This window comes from Burkholderia sp. MSMB1078WGS (genome assembly GCF_001528895.1).
Taxonomy (GTDB): domain Bacteria; phylum Pseudomonadota; class Gammaproteobacteria; order Burkholderiales; family Burkholderiaceae; genus Burkholderia.
Genome location: NZ_LPDI01000038.1, coordinates 213,024 through 231,426, shown reverse-complemented (window position 1 = coordinate 231,426; position 18,403 = coordinate 213,024). Strand labels below are relative to the sequence as shown.

Genomic DNA, 18,403 nt, shown 5'->3' with positions numbered 1-18,403 from the left:
GCACGCGGCCGCTCCCGCGCGACGGCGCCGGGCTTACATCGGCTTGACCACCATCAGGAAATAGACGGTCAGCATCGCGAAGAACGCCGGATAACCGAGCAGCTCCCAGCGCTTCGCATAGCGCCAGTAGCGCTCGGGCAACGCGGCGTCGCCGTTCGCGTGCGCGAGCTTCGCCATCGATGCAAGTTCGAGCTGCAGCCACACGACCGGCAGCCAGCACGCGCCGGCGAGCGCATACAGCACGATCGACGCGAGCAGCCACGGCGTATGCCACGGCCAGCCGGCCGTGTGCGCGAGCCACAGCCCGGACGCCGGCTGGAAAATCACAGCCGGTGTCGTGAACCACCAGTCCGCGCGCACCACGAGCCGCGATACGGCCGCGATCGCGGGCACCGACCGCGTGCGGTTCGCGAAGAACAGATAGAACGCGGTGCCGAAACCCGTACCGACCAGCAGCACCGAAGACAGGATATGAAGCGCCTTGATGACGAGATAGGTATTCATGCGTGTTCTTCTTCTGAATAGAGGATCAACAGGATGGCGAGAATCGGCACGTTCTTGAGCACGGGGCCGAACGGTTCGGCCAGCAGGGCCGGCATCGTGACCGCGATGACCGCCGAGTACGCGACGATCAGCGCCGCTTGCGCGGCCCACAGGCGCCGCGACGGCGCGACGACGGTCGCGACGCCGAATGCGAAATCCAGCGCGCTGGCCGCGTAAAGCGCGATCAGCGCGGGCAGGCCCGTCAGGTGCGCAGGCGCCAGCAGCGCGAGGCTCGCGTGCAGCGGATGGATGAAGGCGCTCGCGATCGCCGTCCAGATCCACACGATCGCGAGCGCGCCCAACAGCAACGGGCGCCGCCACATCGCGAGCGCGTCGCGGCGCAATGCGCCAGCGTCCGCGCCGATGAAGCTGCCGAGGCCGTGCGGCGGCCGGCCCAGCACGGCGGTGGCGGCCGCCGGATCGCCGGTGTTGCCGCCGCGCAGCATCGTCCACGTATCGCGCGTCAGCATCGCCCCCGGCAGCGTGCCCAACAGGGCGGCCGCCGCGCCGACCAGCGGACCCGGCAGTGTCACGCTGGCCGCCGGCGGAAATCCGAGCGCGGCGCGGTAGCCGGCCAGCATCTCGCGGTATTCGACCTCGTCGCTGCCGACCACGTCGATCACGCGGCTGCCCGCCGCCCGCGAATCGCCCGTGTGCTCGACGAGCCGCGCCACGACTTCGGCGAGATCGTCGACGTGCACCGGGCGCAGCCGCTGACGGCCGCCCGCCGGCAGCACATGTACGGGCAGGCTCGCGAGCATCCGGAAAAACCGCGCGGACGCGCCGGCCGCCCCGTAGACGAGCGCGGGGCGCACGATGCGGAAGTCGATCGGCAGCGTCTGCAGGAAGCGGTCGGCCGCGTGCTTGCTCGCGAAGTACCGCGTGTCGCCGCGCTCGACCCCGAGCGCCGAGATCTGGATCACACGCCCCACGCCGGCAAGGCAGCACGCGGTAAAGAGCGCGCACGGCGCGGCGCGATGCACGGCGTCGAGCGTCGCGCCGCGTCGATCGGCCAGCATGCCGACCGCGTTGATCACCACGTCGACGCCCTTCAGCCGCGCGCGCCACGCTCGAGGATCGACGTCCCGCGCGAAGTCGATCGCGACGTCGCGCGGGCCGGCCGCGCGGCGCACGCCGCGCAGCACGCGATGCCCGCCGCCTTCGAGCCGCGCGCACAGCGCCTGCCCGATGAAACCGTTCGCGCCGCACACGAGCACGGTCATGCCGCGCGCGCCGGTGCGATCGGGCAAACAGGTCGATGGCAAGGCTGCGTTCATGTTCATCCTCTATTTACAGTTATTTCTGTATAGACAGAAATAAAAACCCCGAAAAAAGCGGGCTGCGTGCCCGCTCTGCCGTGACCGCTTACTTCGACGGCTTGCGCCTGACCGTCTGGCTGATCTTCGCGCCGATGCCGAGCGCCTTCATCAGCGTATCGGGCTTGAGCCGCAGCATTTCGTCGGACCAGGTCGTGAGCGTCTCGACGAACTGTAGCGTGTCGCGAATGCGCTGTTCGGTCTCGCGGCTCTCGTTCGCGATGTCCGGATTCGTCAGGCAATCGCGCAGCACCGTGAGTGTCGGCTCGATCTCGCGTTGCCGCCGCCCTTCGACGATCAGCTTGAACAACTCCCAGATGTCGGTCGACGTCTCGAAGTGGTCGCGGCGATCGCCCAGCACGTGCACGACCTTCGCGAGCCGCCACGCCTGCAGCTCCTTCAGGCTCGTGCTGACGTTGGAGCGTGCGACGTTGAGCGTCTCGGCGATCTCGTCGGCCGCAACCGGCCGTCCGGCCAGGTAGAGCAGCGCGTGAATCTGCGAGACAGTACGGTTGACGCCCCACCGCGAGCCCATTTCGCCCCAGTGAAGAATGAATCGTTCGGCAATCGGTGTGAGTTCCATGGTGGGGAATTTAGATATTTCAGTTATTTCTGTCAAGAGAGAAATAACCGGGCGATCCGACGCCTTCGGGCCGCGCCCGCCCGCGATCGGCCGCTTCCTTTACAATGCGCGGGATTTTTCCGATTTCAGGCCGTCCCCGCCTTTCTGATAGACAGAGGTTTCCATGATCATCAAACCGCGCGTGCGTGGCTTCATCTGCGTGACGACTCATCCCGTCGGCTGCGAAGCCAACGTCAAGGAACAGATCGACTACGTGACTTCGCACGGCCCGATCGCCAATGGCCCGAAAAAGGTGCTCGTGATCGGCGCGTCGACCGGCTACGGCCTCGCCGCCCGGATCTCGGCCGCATTCGGCTCGGGCGCGGACACGCTCGGCGTGTTCTTCGAGCGCGCCGGCAGCGAAACGAAGCCGGGCACGGCAGGCTGGTACAACAGCGCCGCGTTCGAGAAATTCGCCGCGGAAAAGGGGCTGTATGCGCGCAGCATCAACGGCGACGCCTTCTCCGACAAGGTCAAGCAGGTCACGATCGACACCATCAAGCAGGATCTCGGCAAGGTCGACCTGGTCGTCTACAGCCTCGCGGCGCCGCGCCGCACGCACCCGAAGACGGGCGAAACCATCAGCTCGACGCTCAAGCCGGTCGGCAAGGCCGTCACGTTCCGCGGCCTCGACACCGACAAGGAAGTGATCCGCGACGTGTCGCTCGAACCGGCGACGCAGGAAGAGATCGACGGCACCGTCGCGGTGATGGGCGGCGAGGACTGGCAGATGTGGATCGACGCGCTGGCCGACGCCGGCGTGCTGGCCGACGGCGCGAAGACCACCGCGTTCACGTACCTCGGCGAGCAGATCACGCACGACATCTACTGGAACGGCTCGATCGGCGAAGCGAAGAAGGATCTCGACAAGAAGGTGCTGTCGATCCGCGACAAGCTGGCCGCGCACGGCGGCGATGCCCGCGTGTCGGTGCTGAAGGCCGTCGTCACGCAGGCCAGCTCGGCAATCCCGATGATGCCGCTGTACCTGTCGCTGCTGTTCAAGGTGATGAAGGAAACCGGTACGCACGAAGGCTGCATCGAGCAGGTGTACGGGCTCCTGAAGGACAGCCTGTACGGCGCGACGCCGCACGTCGACGAGGAAGGCCGCCTGCGCGCGGACTACAAGGAACTCGATCCGCAAGTACAGAACAAGGTCGTCGCGATGTGGGACAAGGTGACGAACGAGAACCTGTACGAGATGACCGACTTCGCCGGCTACAAGACCGAGTTCCTGCGCCTGTTCGGCTTCGAGATCGCCGGTGTCGACTACGACGCGGACGTGAACCCGGACGTGAAGATCCCGGGCATCATCGACACGACGGTCTGACGGCACGCCCCGCCGCCGCGAGTGCGGCGGGCCCGCATTGCCGGCGGCGTCAACGCGGCGCCGGCTCTTCCAGATAGACGCCCGACGACAGCGCGGCCTTCACCTGCCGCGTGAATTCGTCGGTCGACACTTCCTCCGCCCCCGCTTCGATGGCGTCGTACGCCTGGCGCACGACGTCGGCCGGCGTGGCCTTCGGCACGTCGAGGCCGGCCGTCAGGTCGGTATCGATGAAGCCGGCATGCAGCCCGACCACCTGCGTACGCTGCTCGCGCAGCGAATGGCGCAGCCCGTTGGTCAGCGCCCATGCGGCCGATTTCGATACGCCGTAGCCCGACAGGATCGGCCGGTTCACCCAGCTCGCGACCGACAGGATGTTCAGGATCGCGCCGCCGCCGTGAGCCGCGAGGGTTCCCGCAAACGCCCGCGACATCGCCAGCATCCCGAACACGTTCGTCTCCAGGTGAGCGCGCAATGCGTCGACCGCACCGTCGTCGGTCAGGCTACCGAGCCGCGCGATGCCGGCATTGTTGATCAGCAGCGTGACGTCGCGTGCGGCATCGGCCGCCGCCGCGACCGCCGCCGGATCCGTCACGTCGAGCTTCACGGGCACGACGCCCGGCAGCGTCACGCTGGCCGGATCACGCGCCGCTGCATAGACCTTGCGCGCCCCTCGGGCGAGCGCCTGCTTCGCAAACTCGAGCCCCAGCCCGCGGTTCGCGCCCGTGACGAAAACGACTGCACCTTCGATCTTCATGATCTTTCCTTTCGCGTGATGAATCGCCTGCGCGCCGGCTCGCCACGCGCATGAGATCCGGAGAAAAACGAGGCTGCCGTCGCGAGCCGAGCCGTTGCGCCGCCGGTGGCGAACGACGAGCCGTCCATCCGCTGCCGGCATGGCCCGCGACGTCGCAAACGTCGACCGATTGCCATTCCTGCCCCGCCCTGGCTTTGCGTTGCCTGCCAAGTCGGCTACACTCGATGTCAATGGCGCTCACCATCGTCTTTACGATGCATTGTGTTCGCGCCAGGTGAGTGTGTCAATGTCGATCACCATTGTGTTTTTCAATCGAGGCGATCGGCAACAATCAGGGAGAGATCGATGGGCGTATCCAGACAGCAGGCGGCCGAGAACCGAAGCGCGATCGTCGCGGCCGCCGAGCGGCTGTTCCGCGTGCGCGGCGTCGATGCGGTGGGATTGACGGAGCTGATGAAGGAGGCCGGCTTCACGCAGGGCGGCTTCTACAACCACTTCAAGTCGAAAGACGCGCTGGTCGCCGAAGTCATGGAAAAGGCGATGCGCGACCGCGCGGATTCGCCGAACGCCGGCAGCCTCGACGCGCAGGTGGCGGCGTATCTGTCGCCCGCGCATCGCGACAACGTCGAGGCCGGGTGTCCGCTGTCCGGCTTCGCGGGCGATGCGCCGCGGCTGACCGATACGGCGCGCGGATGCTACGCGCACGGACTCGCCGCGTATCTCGATCGACTGGAACGGATGGTGGCGACCGACGGCGCCACGCCGGAGCAGACGCGTCGCGACGCGCTTGCCGTTTTCAGCCAGATGGTCGGTGCGCTCGTGCTGTCCCGCGCGATCGCCGGCAGCGATCCCGCGCTGGCCGACGAGATTCTCGACGCAGGGCGGGGCGCGCTGACCGGCCGACACGGCGATCCAGTCGCGTCGGCGTAACGGCGCGCGTTTCGGCGCGGCGCCGCCGTCCTGGTCGCGCTATTCGATTGCCCGCGCGGCATCCCACAGCGGCTGCGTGCCGCGCGCCGCATTCCACGCGGCGAACTGCGTGCGCCACGATTCGAACGGTTGCGCGAGCGGATGGCGCGGATCGTCGCTGAGCGAATACGCCATCCCTTCGATCAGCCAGCGCGGCTTGGTCAAGACGGCCAGGTTGCCGAGCGCTTCGGCCTGGCGATGATGGATCAACTCGTGCGCGAGAAAGTAGGTCTGCCAGCCGCGCGGCGCGATCACGATGCCGAAATCGCCGAGCGTCAGCGCCGCGCGCGTGCCGAGGCCGAATGCATCGGCGCACGTGCGCGTCGCGCAGAACACGATGCGCGGTGCGGCGCGGAACGCGCCGACGGCCGCCGCCGCGCGCGCGGCGCCGTCGCGATAGAGCTGCTGCGCAGCGCCGAGCGCCGCGGCATCGTCCGTGCAGATGTCGGCGCTCGGGCACGACACGCCGGGAACCAGCGCGGGCGCGACGACGCGCAGCGGCTTGACGAGCGCATACGCGGCAATCGGCAGCGTGACGAGCAGGCCCGCGAGAACGAAAGCGATATGGGTGCGTTTCATCGAGGCGTCGGTTTGACGGATGCCATCACGCGAGCTGCTTGTGGAAATACGTCGCCGCGCAGAGTGCGCCGTCGGGCATCAGCGCGTAGTTCGGCACGACGCCCACGCGTTGCCAGCCGGCCCGCTCGTACAGCCGCTCGGCGTCGCCGCCCGTCACCGTGTCGAGCACGAGCACGGTCTTGCCGGCGTCGCGCGCGGCCGCGTCGGCCGCCTCCATCAGCCGCGCGGCGATGCCCTGCCGGCGCGCGTGCCGCGCCACGAGCATCTTCGCGACGTCCGCGCGATGCGGCTGGTTCTCGGGCTGCGCGGTCACGAGCTGCACGGTGCCGACGATCCGGCCCGACGTATCCTCGGCGACGAGCAGAATGCGCTCGTCGTTCGCGACGCCCTCGGCCACGCGCGTCCAGAATGCGACGGCGGTCGGCCGCTCGATCGGCAGCATGAAACTGACGGATGCGCCGCCTTCGACGCAATCGATCAGCACGTCGGCCAGCGCATCGACACAGGCCATCGCTTCGCTCGCGCCGACGCGGCGGACGGTAACAGGTTCGGTCATGCCCTCTCCGGTAATCAGATGGGCCGCATGCGCGGGTTCGGCATGGGCCGGAATCGGAACGCACGCCGGCCGGGTATCGAGGCTCGCGCGACGGCGGCAGGCGTCCGGTAACGCGGCGCCCGATCGGCGCGTGTTACCGCCCCATCATCGTACGCGATGGAAATTTTCGCTGCACCGGTTTCGACATCGGCTACACTTAGCCAAATGGATAACCTTAAACCCGGCATCAGCGACGTGTTCCATGCCCTCGCCGATCCGACGCGCTGCGCGATCGTCAGCGCGCTCGGCCAGGGCGAGCGGACCGTCTCCGCGCTGGCCGCGCCGTTCGACATGGCGCTGCCGTCGTTCATGAAGCATGTCGCCGTGCTCGAGCGCAGCGGCCTCGTGGCAACCCGGAAAACCGGCCGCTCGCGCACCTGCGCGCTGGTGGGCAGCCGGCTGACCGAGGCCGAGGCATGGCTCGCCGCACAGCGCGCGCAGTGGGAAGCGCGATCCGATCGTCTCGTCGAATTCGTCGAACGCCGTCACCAGGAGGAGCAAGATGTCAGCAAGCCACGTCGAACCCGCTGAAGCCAACGATCTCGTCATCACGCGTACGTTGCGCGCGCCGCGCCACGCGCTGTGGCGCGCATGGACCGACCCCGAACTGCTGAAGGAATGGTGGTGCCCGAAGCCGTGGACCACCGAGGTACGCGCGTTCGACCTGCGGCCGGGCGGCGCTTTCCATACGTTCATGCGCGGCCCCGACGGCGGCACGAGCGACAACCCCGGCTGCTTCCTCGAAATCGTGCCGGAATCGCGCATCGCGTTCACGTCGATGCTCGCGGGCGGCTGGCGGCCGCAGGCGCCGTGGCTGGGCTTCACGGCGATCGTCACGATGGCCGACGACGACGCGGGCAGCCGCTACGAGGCGCGCGTGATGCATCCCGACGCCGCGACGCGCGAGCGCCACGAAGCGCTCGGTTTTTTCGAGGGCTGGAACACCTGCATCACGCAGCTCGACGCCTTCGCCGCCACCTTGCGCTGAACGCGGCTTCGCGCGTGGTCATTGCATGCCGCCGCGCCCGCGCCTAGGATTCCTGAAGGAAGCACGACGACACGCCGGGCGCCGGCGTGCACTGTCGCGCGCGCTTGGCGGGAGGCGACATGTTGCATACGCACACGCATTCGACCCGGGTCAGCCGACACCTGAACGCCCCGCGCGGGCGCGTCTATCGCGCGCTGCTCGACCCGCACGCGGTCGAACAGTGGAAGGTGCCCGACGGCATGACCTGCCGCGTGCATGCTTACGATGCGCGCGAAGGCGGCGCGCTGCGCGTGTCGCTGAGCTACGACACGCCGTCGGCCGGCACCGGCAAGACCGCCGCGCGCACCGACACCTATCACGGCCGCTTCGTCACGCTCGTGCCCGACCAGCAGATCGTCGAGATCGATGTATTCGAAACCGACGACCCGATGCTGCGCGGCGCGATGACGATCACGATCACGCTGTCCGACGAAGCGGGCGGCACGCGCGTGGACGCCGTCCATGACGGCGTCCCGCCCGGCGTGCCGGCCGCCGACAACGAGACCGGCTGGCAAATGGCGCTGGCGCGGCTCGCGGCGCTGGTGGAAACCGGATGACGCCGCGCAAGCGCATCAGCCGAGCCGGTACACCCGCGTAGCCGTGCCGCGGAACAGCGCGTCGCGCTCGTCCGCGCCGGCCTGCGCGGTCAGTCGCTTGAACGCGTTCCAGCCGTTCACGAACGCATACGAACCCTTGTCGACCGGGAAATTGCTTTCGAACATGCAGCGGCCAGGGCCGAATGCGTCGATGCAGGTCATCATCCACGGCTTCCACGCGTCGGCGAGCTGCGCAGACGACGGCGGCTTCTCGCCTTTCTCGAAATCGAACCCGTTGATGCGCATCCCGAGGCCGCCGACCTTCACGTACACGTTCGGCAATTGCGCGAGCGTGCGCATCGACGCCGACCAGCGCGCGAACACCTCCGCCCGCTTGTCCGCATAGCTGGCAATCCGCACGACGCCACCGCAGTGGTTGACGACGATCCGCGTGTCGGGGTTCGCTTTCGCGAGGTCGAACAATTCGGGCAACTGCGGAAAGAACAGCCACGCGTCGTACGACAGCCCGAGCGGCGCAAGTTGCGCGACGCCGGCCCGGTACGCGGAATCGGACAGCAGCCCGCGCGGCACCGCCGACAGCGGATTGGCGAGCGTCGGATCGGCATCCCACGTCGTCAGGTGCCGAATGCCGCGAAACCGCCCGCGCCCGGCTTCGACATGCGCTTCCAGCACGTCGCGCACACGCGCGCCGAGCCGTAGATCCGCATGGCCGACGATGCCTTTCGCGACGGCCACGGGGCCGTGCTGCAGCGGCTCGGTCACGCCGGCGACATAGGCCGTCTCGCCCACCGGCTTCAGTTCCGCCGGGCCTGAATCGCGATAGCGCGTCTGCGCCTGCATGTAGACGGACGCCTGGATGTTGTGGCCCGAGCGTGCATCCTGCAGATAGTCGTCGAGCATGTAGATCCAGCCCGGCCGTTCGTAGAAGTGATGATGCGCGTCGACGATCGGCAGGTCGGGCTCGAGCGCCGGTTCGAGCGCCGACGCGAGCCAGTCGGGACGGACCGCGAGGTAGTTGCTTTGCGTCATGCGGGGAGCTCCATCGTGGGCCGGCGTGTCGGCGAACGCGGGCAGCGCGAGCGATGCGGCGGTCGCACCGATCAACCGGCGCCGTTTGATCGAAAAGGTCATGTCATTCGCTCCGCTCGAACGCGTACAGCGACAGCGTGAGCAGTGTCGTGATCGCCAGGACGATCGCGAGGCCGAGCATCCCGGCCGTGAAAGTGCCGAAGCTGTCCTTCAGGTAGCCGACGAGATAGGGGCCCGCGAAGCCGCCGAGCGCGCCGATCGAATTGATCAACGCCAGCCCGCCGGCCGCGGCCTGGCCGGACAGGAAGTGCGACGGCAGCGTGTAGAAGATCGTGCGGCCGGCAATCGTGCCGATCAGCGCGAGCGTGATGCCGACGAGCGCCGGCCCGAGGGTCACGAAATGCGTCGACACGCCGAGCGCCACCGCGCCGATGCACAAGCCGATCGCCAGGTTCGCGATCGGGCGGCCGCGACGGTCCACCCGTTTCGCCCATCCCAGCAGCGCGACCGTTGCGAAAAAGTAAGGCACCGCGGACAGCCAGCCGGTCTGCATCGTCGACATCCCGTGCGCCTTCAGCATTTGCGGCAACCAGATGCCGATCCCGTACGAGCCCATCGTGAAGCCGAACGAAATCAGCGCGAGCACGTACACGCGCACGTCGCGCAACGCGACGCCGAAGCGCTTCTTGCGGCCGGCCGCCGCGCCGTCGCGCTCGAACGCACGCTGCAGCGCGGCACGCTCGTCGTCCGACAGCCACGCGGCATTCGCCGGCGAATCGGACAGCAGCTTCAGCACGAGGAAACCGAGCGCACACGCAGGCAGCCCTTCGACGATGAACATCCACTTCCAGCCGGCGAGCCCGAGCGTGCCGTCGAGCTGCAGCAGCCACGTCGACAGCGGGCCGCCGATCAGCGACGACAGCGGCGTCGACACGGTGAACCACGCCAGCACGCGCGTGCGGTAGCTCGCCGGAAACCACACGGCGAGGAAGAAGATCACGCCGGGAAAGAATCCGGCTTCGCCGATGCCGAGCAGCAGCCGGATCGCGTAGAAACTCGTCGGTCCCGTCGCGAGCGCGGTCGCGGCCGCCATCAACCCCCACGTGATCATGATGCGGGCAAGCCAGCGGCGCGCACCGAAGCGGTACAGCGCGAGATTGCTCGGCACTTCGAACACGCAGTAGCCGGCAAACATGATCCCCGCGCCCCAGCCGAACTGCGTTGCGGTCAGCGCGAGATCGCGGTTCATCGTGAGCGCCGCGAATCCGACGCTCGTGCGGTCCAGATAGTTGAAGAAATACGCGAGCGCGAGCAGCGGGATGAAACGCCACGCGGCCTTGCGCACGGCCCGTTGCTCGATCGACGCGTCGGTCTCGCGATCGGCGGCCAGCGCCGGGGAAGCGGATGTCATGGTTGTCTCCGTGGATGCGGCGATCCTCCCCCGCGCGACGCGCGGCCGGGACGCCTTTGTTCGTTCGATGAATCGCGGCCGCGCTACGCGCTCGCCATTTCGTTCGCCGAAGGCGCGCCGCCCGGCCCGTCGTCGCCGTGCGCGGCAGCGTCCGCGCCGTACGGCCCCGCTACGACGCCGGCATCGATCAGCGCACGCGCATCGTCCGGCGTGTAGCCGAGTTCGCCGAGCAGCGCGCACGTGTCCTGGCCGAGCGCGGGCGGCGCCGAGCGCAGCCGCAGGCGCTCGCCCGCGAGCGTCAGCGGCAGCAGCGCGGTGCGCGTGTCGACCGGCCGCCCGGCGCTGCTCGCATCGGCCGGCAGCGTCACGGCTTCGAGGCCGCCCGTGGCGAGCAGATGCGGATCGTCGAACAGATCCTGCGGCTTCGTGATCGGCGCATACGGCAGGCCGGTCGATTCGAAGATCGCGCCGATCTCCGCGGCCGAGTACGGCGCAAGCCGCGAACGCAGCTCGGGCAGCAGCCAGTCGCGCGCCTGCACGCGCAGGTTGTTGGTCGCGAGGCGCGGATCGTCCTTCAGCGCGGCCAGGCCGAACGCATCGCAGAACAGCGCCCACTGCGTGTCCGACACGACCGCGAGGAAAATCTGTTCGTCGTCCTTGACGGAGAACACGTCGTAGACGGCCCACGCGGAAATCCGGCTCGGCATCGGCGACGCGGCCTGCCCGGTCACCGCGAACTGCATCATGTGCTGCGCGACGAGGAACACGTTGTTCTCGAACAGCGAACTCTGCACCTGCTGGCCGCGGCCGGTGCGCTCGCGCTGCGCGAGCGCGGCCATCGCACCGATCGCGCCGAACATGCCGCCCATGATGTCGTTCACGCTCGCGCCCGCGCGCAGCGGTCGCCCTTCCGGGCCCGTCATGTAGGCCAGGCCGCCCATCATCTGCACGACCTCGTCGAGCGCGGTGCGATGCTCGTACGGCCCCGGCAGGAAACCCTTGTGCGATACGTACACGAGGCGCGGATTCAGCGACTCCAGCGCCGGGTAGCCGAGACCGAGCCGGTCCATCGTGCCGCTCTTGAAGTTCTCGCTGAAGACGTCCGCCGTCGCGACGAGCCGCAGCACGATCTCCAGCCCGCGCGGATCCTTCACGTCGACCGCGACACTCTTCTTGTTGCGGTTGAACATCCCGAAGAAGCCCGCGCCGGAACCCCGCAGCGCCCGCGTGCCGTCGCCCGCGATCGGCTCGATCTTGATCACTTCCGCGCCGAGATCCGCGAGCAGCATCCCGCACGTCGGGCCCATCACCATGTGCGTCATCTCGATCACGCGCACGCCCGCATACGGCAGCGTGGAAGCCGATTGCCGATCGTTCATCGTGCGACTCCCGCCACGCAACCTTCCGGTTGCACGGCCGATGGCGCGCGGCCGTCCGCATAGCGAAAGCCCTTCGGCAACCCTGCGTCGGGCACGTGGCCGTACAGCGCGTCGGACGGCAGCGCCGCATGCAGGATCGCGCGCGCGGCGAGCAGCGCGTCGACGTCGACACCCGTGTCGTATCCCATCGCTTCGAGCAGGAACACGAGATCCTCGGTGACGATGTTGCCGGTCGCGCCCGGCGCATACGGGCAGCCGCCCAGGCCACCCTGGCTGGCGTCGATCGTCGTCACGCCCGCATCGAGCGCCGCGACGACGTTCGCGAGCCCTTGGCCGCGCGTGTTGTGGAAATGCGCGCCGCCGGCCTTGTCGCCGACTTCGCGCCGCAGACGCGTGAACAGCCGACGCACCTGTACGGGATTCGCATAACCGCTGGTATCGGACAGGCCGATCTCGTCGACACCGCATTCGGCCATCGCGACAGCCATCGCGATCGTTTCGTCGTCGGAGACCGCGCCCGCAATCGTGCAACCGAACGCAACCGACACGCCCGCCTCGATCTGCACCGACGGGAAACGCGCGTCGCGCAGCGCGACGATCGCGCGCACCTCGTCGATCATCTGCGCGGGCGTCCTGCGAATGTTCGCCAGCGAATGCGCTTCCGTCACCGAGACCGGCAGCGTCAGCTTATGCACGCCCGCGCCGAATGCGTCCTCGGCACCGCGCAGGTTCGGCGCGAGCGCGGCGACATGCAGCCCGGGAATCGCGAGCGCGTGCGCCACGACTTCACGTACGTCGGCCATCTGCGGCAACAGTCTGGCCGGCACGAACGACCCGACCTCGATCTCGCGCAGGCCGGCCGCGGCCAGCGCGGTGATCCAGCGCAGCTTGCCGGCCGTCGGCATCACAGTCTTGATGCTCTGCAGCCCGTCGCGCGGCCCGACCTCGCTGACCAGCACCGCCGGATTGTTGGAAATCTTCATTCGACACCTCATCGTTCTATCTGAAAGAACATAGTTCTGTTTGACGAAACTTTAAGCGTGTGCCGAGTGGACGATAAGCGGGGTATACCCGGGAAATTGCGTTTTTCTGGAACTTGAGTTCTGTCAGATAGAACGATATAGTCGACCCACCGTTATCCGAAGGAACCAGGGAGTGCCGAGGAATCCAGCAAATCAGGCCGGCGACGCATCCGATCCGGCGACCGAAGAAGCATCCAGCGGCGTCGCCGTGCTCGACCGCGCGTTCGCGATCCTCCGTGCGTTCGGCCAGACCGACGACCGGCTGTCGCTCGCCGAACTGTCGCGCCGCACCGGGCTGTACAAGAGCACGATCCTGCGCCTGCTCGCCGCGCTCGAACATGGCGGTTTCATGCGCAAGCTCGACGACGGCCAGTACGCGATCGGGCACGAGCCGTTGCGACTTGCGGCGCTGTACCAGCGCTCGTTCCGCGTCGGCCCGGTGGTCGAGCCGCTCCTCGAGACGCTGAGCCGCGAACTCGGGGAAACGGCATCGTTCTATGTGCGCCAGGGCGACGTGCGCTCCGTGCTCTATCGCGTCGAGCCCGCGCGGGCGGTGCGCGTATCGATTCGCGTCGGCGAGGAGTTTCCGGTCGGCCAAGGCGCATCGGGGAAGGTGCTGCTGGCTTTCACCGACACGCAGGACGCCCGCTGGAACGACGTGCGCGAACAGCTGTGGGCCGCGTCGTACGGCGAGCGCGACCCGGAGACGGCCTCGGCGTCCGTGCCCGTGTTCGGCGCGGCCGGCGAATGCGTCGGCGCGCTGACGGTATCGGGCCCGAAATCGCGGCTCGCCGCCGCGCCGGCGATGACGGCGGCGCTCGCGATGCTGCTGCCGCTCGCGCAGAAGGCGACCGTCGCACTCGGCGGCGCGGGCGCGCGCTACGACGCGCCCGCCGTGCGCGACAGTCTCGCGCGGCTCGCATCGTCGGCGGACGACGTCGCCCGGTCGTAGGGAACCGGTTGCATCCGGCACGCGACACGGCAGCGCGAAAGGCAGCCGCATGCGACACTGGCCGCCGATGCACGCAGCGCGCCGTTCGCAGGCAACGCACCGCGCGTGCAACCGTCAACCGGACCCGCACGAGGAGACACCGCGATGAACGCCGCGCGCACCGCCACCTGGTATTTCGATTTCGTTTCGCCGTTCGCCTATCTGCAACAGGAACGGTTCGACCGGTTGCCGCCCGCCGCCGTGTTCGAGCCGCGACCGATCGTGCTCGGCGCGCTGCTCGCGCACTGGGGCCAGAAAGCGCCGGCGGAGATCGCGGCCAAGCGTGTGTTCACCTATCGGCATGCGCAATATCGCGCGGACAAGCTCGGCATTGCGTTCCGGATGCCGCCCGCGCACCCGTTCAATCCGATCAGGCCGCTGCGCCTCGCGATCGCGATGGGCAATTCGCCGGACGCGATCCGGCGCATCTTCCGGCATATCTGGCGCGACGGCCAGGACGTCTCGACGCCGGCAGGCTTCGCCGCACTGTGCGAAGCCGTCGGCTTTCCGGAAGGCGTGACGGCCGTCGAGGCCCAGCCGGTCAAGGACGCGTTGCGCGCGAACACGGATCGCGCGATCGCCGACGGCGTGTTCGGCGTGCCGACCTTCGCACTCGACGGCGACCTGTTCTGGGGCGAGGACGCGACCGACATGTTCGTCGACTGCGCGACGTCGCGCGCGTGGCTCGACTCGCCCGAAGTCCGCCGCATCAGCGCGCTGCCCGAAGGGATCCGGCGCGGCTGACCGCGAGCCGCCCCCCGGGTGCCGCCCGCTTCAGCCGTCGCGCCCTTCGACGAGCGCCGGCACGGCCTCGCGCATCATCGCGGCGAACCGCACGAGCCGCGACGGATAGAACTGTGCATGCGGATAAGTCAGGTAGACGGGCAGCGGCGCGGCCTGCCATTCGGGCGCGAGGTGCACGAGATCGCCGCGCGCGAGATCGTCGGCCAGCATCCATGACGATCCGACGCATGCGCCGACGCCCAGCAGCGCCGCGCTGCGCAGCGCATACAGGTTCGCGGTCGTGATGCGCGGGCGGATCGCGATGCGCCGCGTGTCGCCGGTCGCTGCATGCGTGAGCACGAGCTCGGTACGGTAGTACGTGCGCAACGCAAGCCACGGCAGCGCGGCGAGCGCATCCGGATCGGCCGGCACGTCGGCACCGTTCAGTATGGATGGCGCGGCGACCACGAAGCGCGGCACCTTCGTCAGCCGGATCGCGACCACGCCCGGATCGGTCGGCTCGCCGACCTGGATCGCGCAATCGATGCCGCTGCCGACGAAATCGCGCACCTCGTCCTGCAGCAGCCACTCGACCGACACGCGCGGATAGTCGCGCAGGAACTGCGCGAGCGGCGCGACGAAACGCTGCTGCCCGAACGCGTGCGGCACCGCGACGCGCAGCAGCCCGTCCGGCTCCTCCTGCGCGCCGCGCAAATCGGCCTCGAACGCCGCCCAGCTCGCCAGCAGCTCCTTCGCCCGCTTGAAGCAACGCTCGCCGTCGACGGTCAGCCGCATCGTATGGGTCGTGCGTTGCAGCAGCCGCATGCCGAGCGAATTTTCCAGCGCCTGCAACCGCCGGCTGACGGTCGGCTGCGTCGTATGCAGTTGTACGGCGGCGGCCGACAGGCTGCCGGCCTCGACTATGCGCACGAAGGTTTCCATCAGCTCGAAACGATAGCCGGCGCCATCCACCGGCACCGTCTGAATGCGCCGAGACCCGCCAGCAGCGGGAGAGGGAGAGGATTTTTCGGTCATGCGTGTAGCGTATAACAAATCTGCGCCAGCCGGCACTACCGTCGCCGGCCGCGTACCGCCACACTCGCGTCCATCCCATTCTTCAACCGAGGATGTACGCGATGTCCACCCCGACCCGTCTCGACACCACGCCCCGCGTGGCGCATGCCCCGGCCCATCCGGCCGCCCATTCGATGCCCGATCGCCGGCTCGTGCTGCTGCTCGCGGCGGCCGCCGGCCTTGGCGTCGCCCCGCTCTACTACGCGCAGCCGATGCTCGGCGCGCTCGCGCCCGATCTCGGCGCCTCGGCGCGAGCAATCGGCTTCGTGCCGACGCTCACGCAGCTCGGCTATGCGCTCGGCATCCTGCTGCTCGCGCCGCTCGGCGACCGCTTCGACCGGCGCCGCGTGATCGTGACCAAGGCCGCCGCGCTGGTCGTCGCGCTGCTGCTGGCCGCCGTCGCGCCGTCGCTCGGGCTGCTGCTCGCGGCGAGCTTCGCGATCGGCCTCGCCGCGACGATGGCGCAGGACGTCGTGCCGGCCGCCGCGACGCTCGCACACGACGCGCATCGCGGCCGCATCGTCGGCACGGTGATGACGGGGCTGCTGCTCGGCATCCTGCTGTCGCGCGTCGTGGCCGGATTCGTCGCCGAGACGGCCGGCTGGCGCGCGATGTTCGCGCTCGCGGCCGTCAGCGTCGCCGCGATCGGCGCCGTGGCCGCACGCGGGTTGCCGCGCTTCGCGCCGACCACGCGGCTGCCGTATCGTGCGCTGATCGGCTCGCTCGGCGCGCTGTGGCGCGACCATTCGGCACTGCGCCGCGCCGCCCTCGCGCAGGGGCTGCTGGCCGTCGGTTTCAGCGCGTTCTGGTCGACGCTCGCGGTGATGCTGCACGGCGCGCCGTTCCACCTCGGCAGCGCGGCCGCCGGCGCCTTCGGCCTCGCGGGCGCCGCGGGCGCGCTGGCCGCCCCGATCGCCGGACGCCTCGCCGACCACCACGGCCCCGAGCGTGTCACGCGGATCGGTATCGGCATCGCGACGGTGTCGTTCGCGTCGATGGCCGCGGCGCCGCTGATGTCGCCGCATGCGCAGCTCGTCCTGCTCGCGCTCGCGACGATCGGCTTCGATCTCGGCGTGCAGGCCACGCTGATCGCGCACCAGGCGATCGTCTACCGGATCGATCCCGCATCGCGCAGCCGCCTCAACGCGGTGCTGTTCGTCGGCATGTTCATCGGGATGGCAGCCGGCGCCGCGATCGGCAGTTCGTTGCTCGCGCAACTGGGCTGGAACGCGGTGACCGCGCTGGCCGTCGCGACGTCGCTGGCCGCGCTCGCCGTGCGGGTGTGGCGCAACTGAAATCGGCATCGCGCCATGCCGGCGGGCAAGCCCACGCGGTTTGCCCGCTTTTTTATTTTCGATCGGCGCGCACGTGACGCTGCGCCGTGCGGCAGATTCGCGCCGTCCCGGCACGGCAATCGCTCATCCGGCGCAAGGACGACGGCGGCCTGCCGAATTGTCCAGTTCACCCAACTATTTTTTACGACGCACGTGCACGCCCGCCCGCAAACGTCGGATGAATCGTCCCCGCCGCACCGCACGGCGCGCTCCCATCCGGCCCCACCACACGGCCCCGGTTTATCAGGGGATTCCCGGTATTTTTTCGCATTTTCTTCGAAATAACGGGTGACATACTTGCCCCCTTGCGCTCCGTGCGAGCGCGCTTTCCGATCCAGCCGGCCGCCCGTCATGCGCTGCGCGTCCGCCCGGGTCGCACAGGACATGAACGATTTCGACACCACGATCCAGATCTTCCTCACCCACGTGACGTTCGGCCCGTTGATGAATCACGCGATCCGCGTGGTCGCGGGTCTCTACACATTCAAGGGCTTCGTGCTCGTTCCCGTGCTGTGCTGGCTGTGGTTCCAGCCCGGCCCGAACCGCGAACGGCAACGCGAGCTGGTCGTCGCCACCGTCGCGAGCGGGCTCATCGCGCTGGCCGTCGGCCGCGTGCTTGCGCAGGTGCTGCCGTTCCGCGTGCGGCCGATCTACAACCCCGACCTGCACCTGCACTTTCCGTCGGCCGGGCTGCGCGCGGCGACGCTGCAGACATGGAGTTCGTTTCCGAGCGATCACGCGATGCTCTGGATGGCGATCGCGACCGGCATCTTCATCATCGCGCGCCGCATCGGCATCGTCGCGCTGCTGTATTCGGTCGTGTTCATCTGCCTGCCGCGCGCGTATCTCGGCTTTCACTATCCGACCGACCTGATCGCGGGCGCGGCGATCGGCATCGCGATCGCATGGCTGCTGACGCGCGACGCGATCCGGTCGCGCTTCGCGCCGCCGGTGCTGGAGCTGATCCGGCGCTTTCCCGCGCCGGCCTATACGCTCGCGTTCCTGCTGTGCTTCGAGTTGATCACGCAGTTCGACGAGTTGCTGACGCTCGCGCAGTCGGCCACGCGCACGATGTGACGAGCCCCCGCGATGCTGCCGCTGCTGCTGTTCCGTCGCCCCGGCGCGCGCTGCCGGCCATGCGCGGCCGCGGC

At 68.7% G+C, this 18,403-nt stretch carries 20 protein-coding genes; 9 read left to right on the top strand and 11 right to left on the bottom strand.

Annotation, left to right across the window (positions count from 1 at the left end):
- Positions 1-33: 33 nt before the first annotated feature.
- From WT24_RS09665 to WT24_RS09655, 3 genes are all read right to left on the bottom strand, one after another.
- Positions 34-504 (bottom strand): DUF2269 domain-containing protein, encoded by a 471-nt coding sequence (locus tag WT24_RS09665; RefSeq protein WP_060033017.1) that lies wholly within the window; start codon positions 502-504, stop codon positions 34-36.
- Positions 501-1,820, bottom strand: a complete 1,320-nt coding sequence (locus WT24_RS09660; RefSeq protein ID WP_060033240.1) for an SDR family oxidoreductase — start codon at positions 1,818-1,820, stop codon at positions 501-503. Before WT24_RS09660 ends, WT24_RS09665 begins: the two co-directional genes overlap by 4 nt.
- Positions 1,821-1,908: 88 nt before the next feature.
- A complete protein-coding gene (locus WT24_RS09655) occupies positions 1,909-2,442 on the bottom strand; it encodes a GbsR/MarR family transcriptional regulator (protein WP_050012168.1) in 534 nt (177 codons plus the stop codon).
- A 163-nt stretch (positions 2,443-2,605) separates the two neighbouring features.
- Here WT24_RS09655 and fabV point away from each other — a divergent pair, with 163 nt between their 5' ends.
- A complete protein-coding gene (fabV, locus tag WT24_RS09650) occupies positions 2,606-3,808 on the top strand; it encodes an enoyl-ACP reductase FabV (protein WP_060033015.1) in 1,203 nt (400 codons plus the stop codon).
- Positions 3,809-3,857: 49 nt separating this feature from the next.
- Here the strand turns inward: fabV and WT24_RS09645 are convergent, their stop codons facing one another.
- Positions 3,858-4,562 (bottom strand): SDR family oxidoreductase, encoded by a 705-nt coding sequence (locus WT24_RS09645; protein ID WP_059793033.1) that lies wholly within the window; start codon positions 4,560-4,562, stop codon positions 3,858-3,860.
- A 345-nt stretch (positions 4,563-4,907) separates the two neighbouring features.
- Between WT24_RS09645 and WT24_RS09640 the strand changes: the two genes are divergently transcribed.
- Positions 4,908-5,492, top strand: coding sequence for a TetR/AcrR family transcriptional regulator (locus WT24_RS09640; protein WP_060033012.1), 585 nt, complete (start codon positions 4,908-4,910; stop codon positions 5,490-5,492).
- A gap of 39 nt (positions 5,493-5,531) precedes the next feature.
- Here the strand turns inward: WT24_RS09640 and WT24_RS09635 are convergent, their stop codons facing one another.
- The gene (locus WT24_RS09635; protein ID WP_060033009.1) at positions 5,532-6,110 is read right to left on the bottom strand and encodes a hypothetical protein; all 579 of its coding nucleotides are present in this window, start codon (positions 6,108-6,110) and stop codon (positions 5,532-5,534) included.
- Positions 6,111-6,135: 25 nt separating this feature from the next.
- Positions 6,136-6,666 carry a GNAT family N-acetyltransferase gene (locus WT24_RS09630; RefSeq protein ID WP_060033006.1) on the bottom strand — a complete coding sequence of 177 codons (531 nt, stop codon included), beginning with the start codon at positions 6,664-6,666 and terminating at the stop codon, positions 6,136-6,138.
- Between the two features lie 204 nt (positions 6,667-6,870).
- Here WT24_RS09630 and WT24_RS09625 point away from each other — a divergent pair, with 204 nt between their 5' ends.
- From WT24_RS09625 to WT24_RS09615, 3 genes are all read left to right on the top strand, one after another.
- Positions 6,871-7,236, top strand: coding sequence for a helix-turn-helix transcriptional regulator (locus tag WT24_RS09625; RefSeq protein ID WP_060033004.1), 366 nt, complete (start codon positions 6,871-6,873; stop codon positions 7,234-7,236).
- Positions 7,208-7,693 (top strand): SRPBCC family protein, encoded by a 486-nt coding sequence (locus WT24_RS09620; RefSeq protein ID WP_059499455.1) that lies wholly within the window; start codon positions 7,208-7,210, stop codon positions 7,691-7,693. Before WT24_RS09625 ends, WT24_RS09620 begins: the two co-directional genes overlap by 29 nt.
- A gap of 119 nt (positions 7,694-7,812) precedes the next feature.
- Positions 7,813-8,289: an SRPBCC family protein gene (locus WT24_RS09615; RefSeq protein ID WP_059793031.1), complete on the top strand. Its 477-nt coding sequence runs from the start codon at positions 7,813-7,815 to the stop codon at positions 8,287-8,289.
- Between the two features lie 15 nt (positions 8,290-8,304).
- On the opposite strand, the gene WT24_RS09610 is transcribed toward WT24_RS09615, so the two are convergent.
- The 4 genes from WT24_RS09610 to WT24_RS09595 form a co-directional block, all read right to left on the bottom strand.
- Positions 8,305-9,420, bottom strand: a complete 1,116-nt coding sequence (locus tag WT24_RS09610; protein WP_060033002.1) for an amidohydrolase — start codon at positions 9,418-9,420, stop codon at positions 8,305-8,307.
- A 1-nt stretch (position 9,421) separates the two neighbouring features.
- Entirely contained in the window at positions 9,422-10,729 is a 1,308-nt protein-coding gene (locus WT24_RS09605) for an MFS transporter (RefSeq protein ID WP_060032999.1), read from the bottom strand.
- 83 nt (positions 10,730-10,812) lie between these two features.
- A complete protein-coding gene (locus WT24_RS09600) occupies positions 10,813-12,108 on the bottom strand; it encodes a CaiB/BaiF CoA-transferase family protein (RefSeq protein ID WP_060032996.1) in 1,296 nt (431 codons plus the stop codon).
- Positions 12,105-13,091 carry a hydroxymethylglutaryl-CoA lyase gene (locus WT24_RS09595; protein ID WP_060032994.1) on the bottom strand — a complete coding sequence of 329 codons (987 nt, stop codon included), beginning with the start codon at positions 13,089-13,091 and terminating at the stop codon, positions 12,105-12,107. The genes WT24_RS09600 and WT24_RS09595 overlap by 4 nt, the downstream gene beginning before the upstream one ends.
- 172 nt (positions 13,092-13,263) lie before the next feature.
- Here WT24_RS09595 and WT24_RS09590 point away from each other — a divergent pair, with 172 nt between their 5' ends.
- The gene (locus WT24_RS09590) at positions 13,264-14,082 is read left to right on the top strand and encodes an IclR family transcriptional regulator (protein WP_059499461.1); all 819 of its coding nucleotides are present in this window, start codon (positions 13,264-13,266) and stop codon (positions 14,080-14,082) included.
- A 144-nt stretch (positions 14,083-14,226) separates the two neighbouring features.
- Positions 14,227-14,865 (top strand): 2-hydroxychromene-2-carboxylate isomerase, encoded by a 639-nt coding sequence (locus WT24_RS09585; RefSeq protein ID WP_060032990.1) that lies wholly within the window; start codon positions 14,227-14,229, stop codon positions 14,863-14,865.
- 30 nt (positions 14,866-14,895) lie between these two features.
- Here the strand turns inward: WT24_RS09585 and WT24_RS09580 are convergent, their stop codons facing one another.
- On the bottom strand, positions 14,896-15,879 hold the full coding sequence (locus WT24_RS09580; RefSeq protein WP_082742142.1) for a LysR family transcriptional regulator: 984 nt from the start codon (positions 15,877-15,879) through the stop codon (positions 14,896-14,898).
- A gap of 101 nt (positions 15,880-15,980) precedes the next feature.
- On the opposite strand from WT24_RS09580, the gene WT24_RS09575 reads away from it, so the two are divergent.
- Entirely contained in the window at positions 15,981-17,213 is a 1,233-nt protein-coding gene (locus tag WT24_RS09575) for an MFS transporter (RefSeq protein ID WP_059499623.1), read from the top strand.
- 423 nt (positions 17,214-17,636) lie between these two features.
- On the top strand, positions 17,637-18,329 hold the full coding sequence (locus tag WT24_RS09570) for a phosphatase PAP2 family protein (protein WP_060033237.1): 693 nt from the start codon (positions 17,637-17,639) through the stop codon (positions 18,327-18,329).
- Positions 18,330-18,403: the final 74 nt, after the last annotated feature.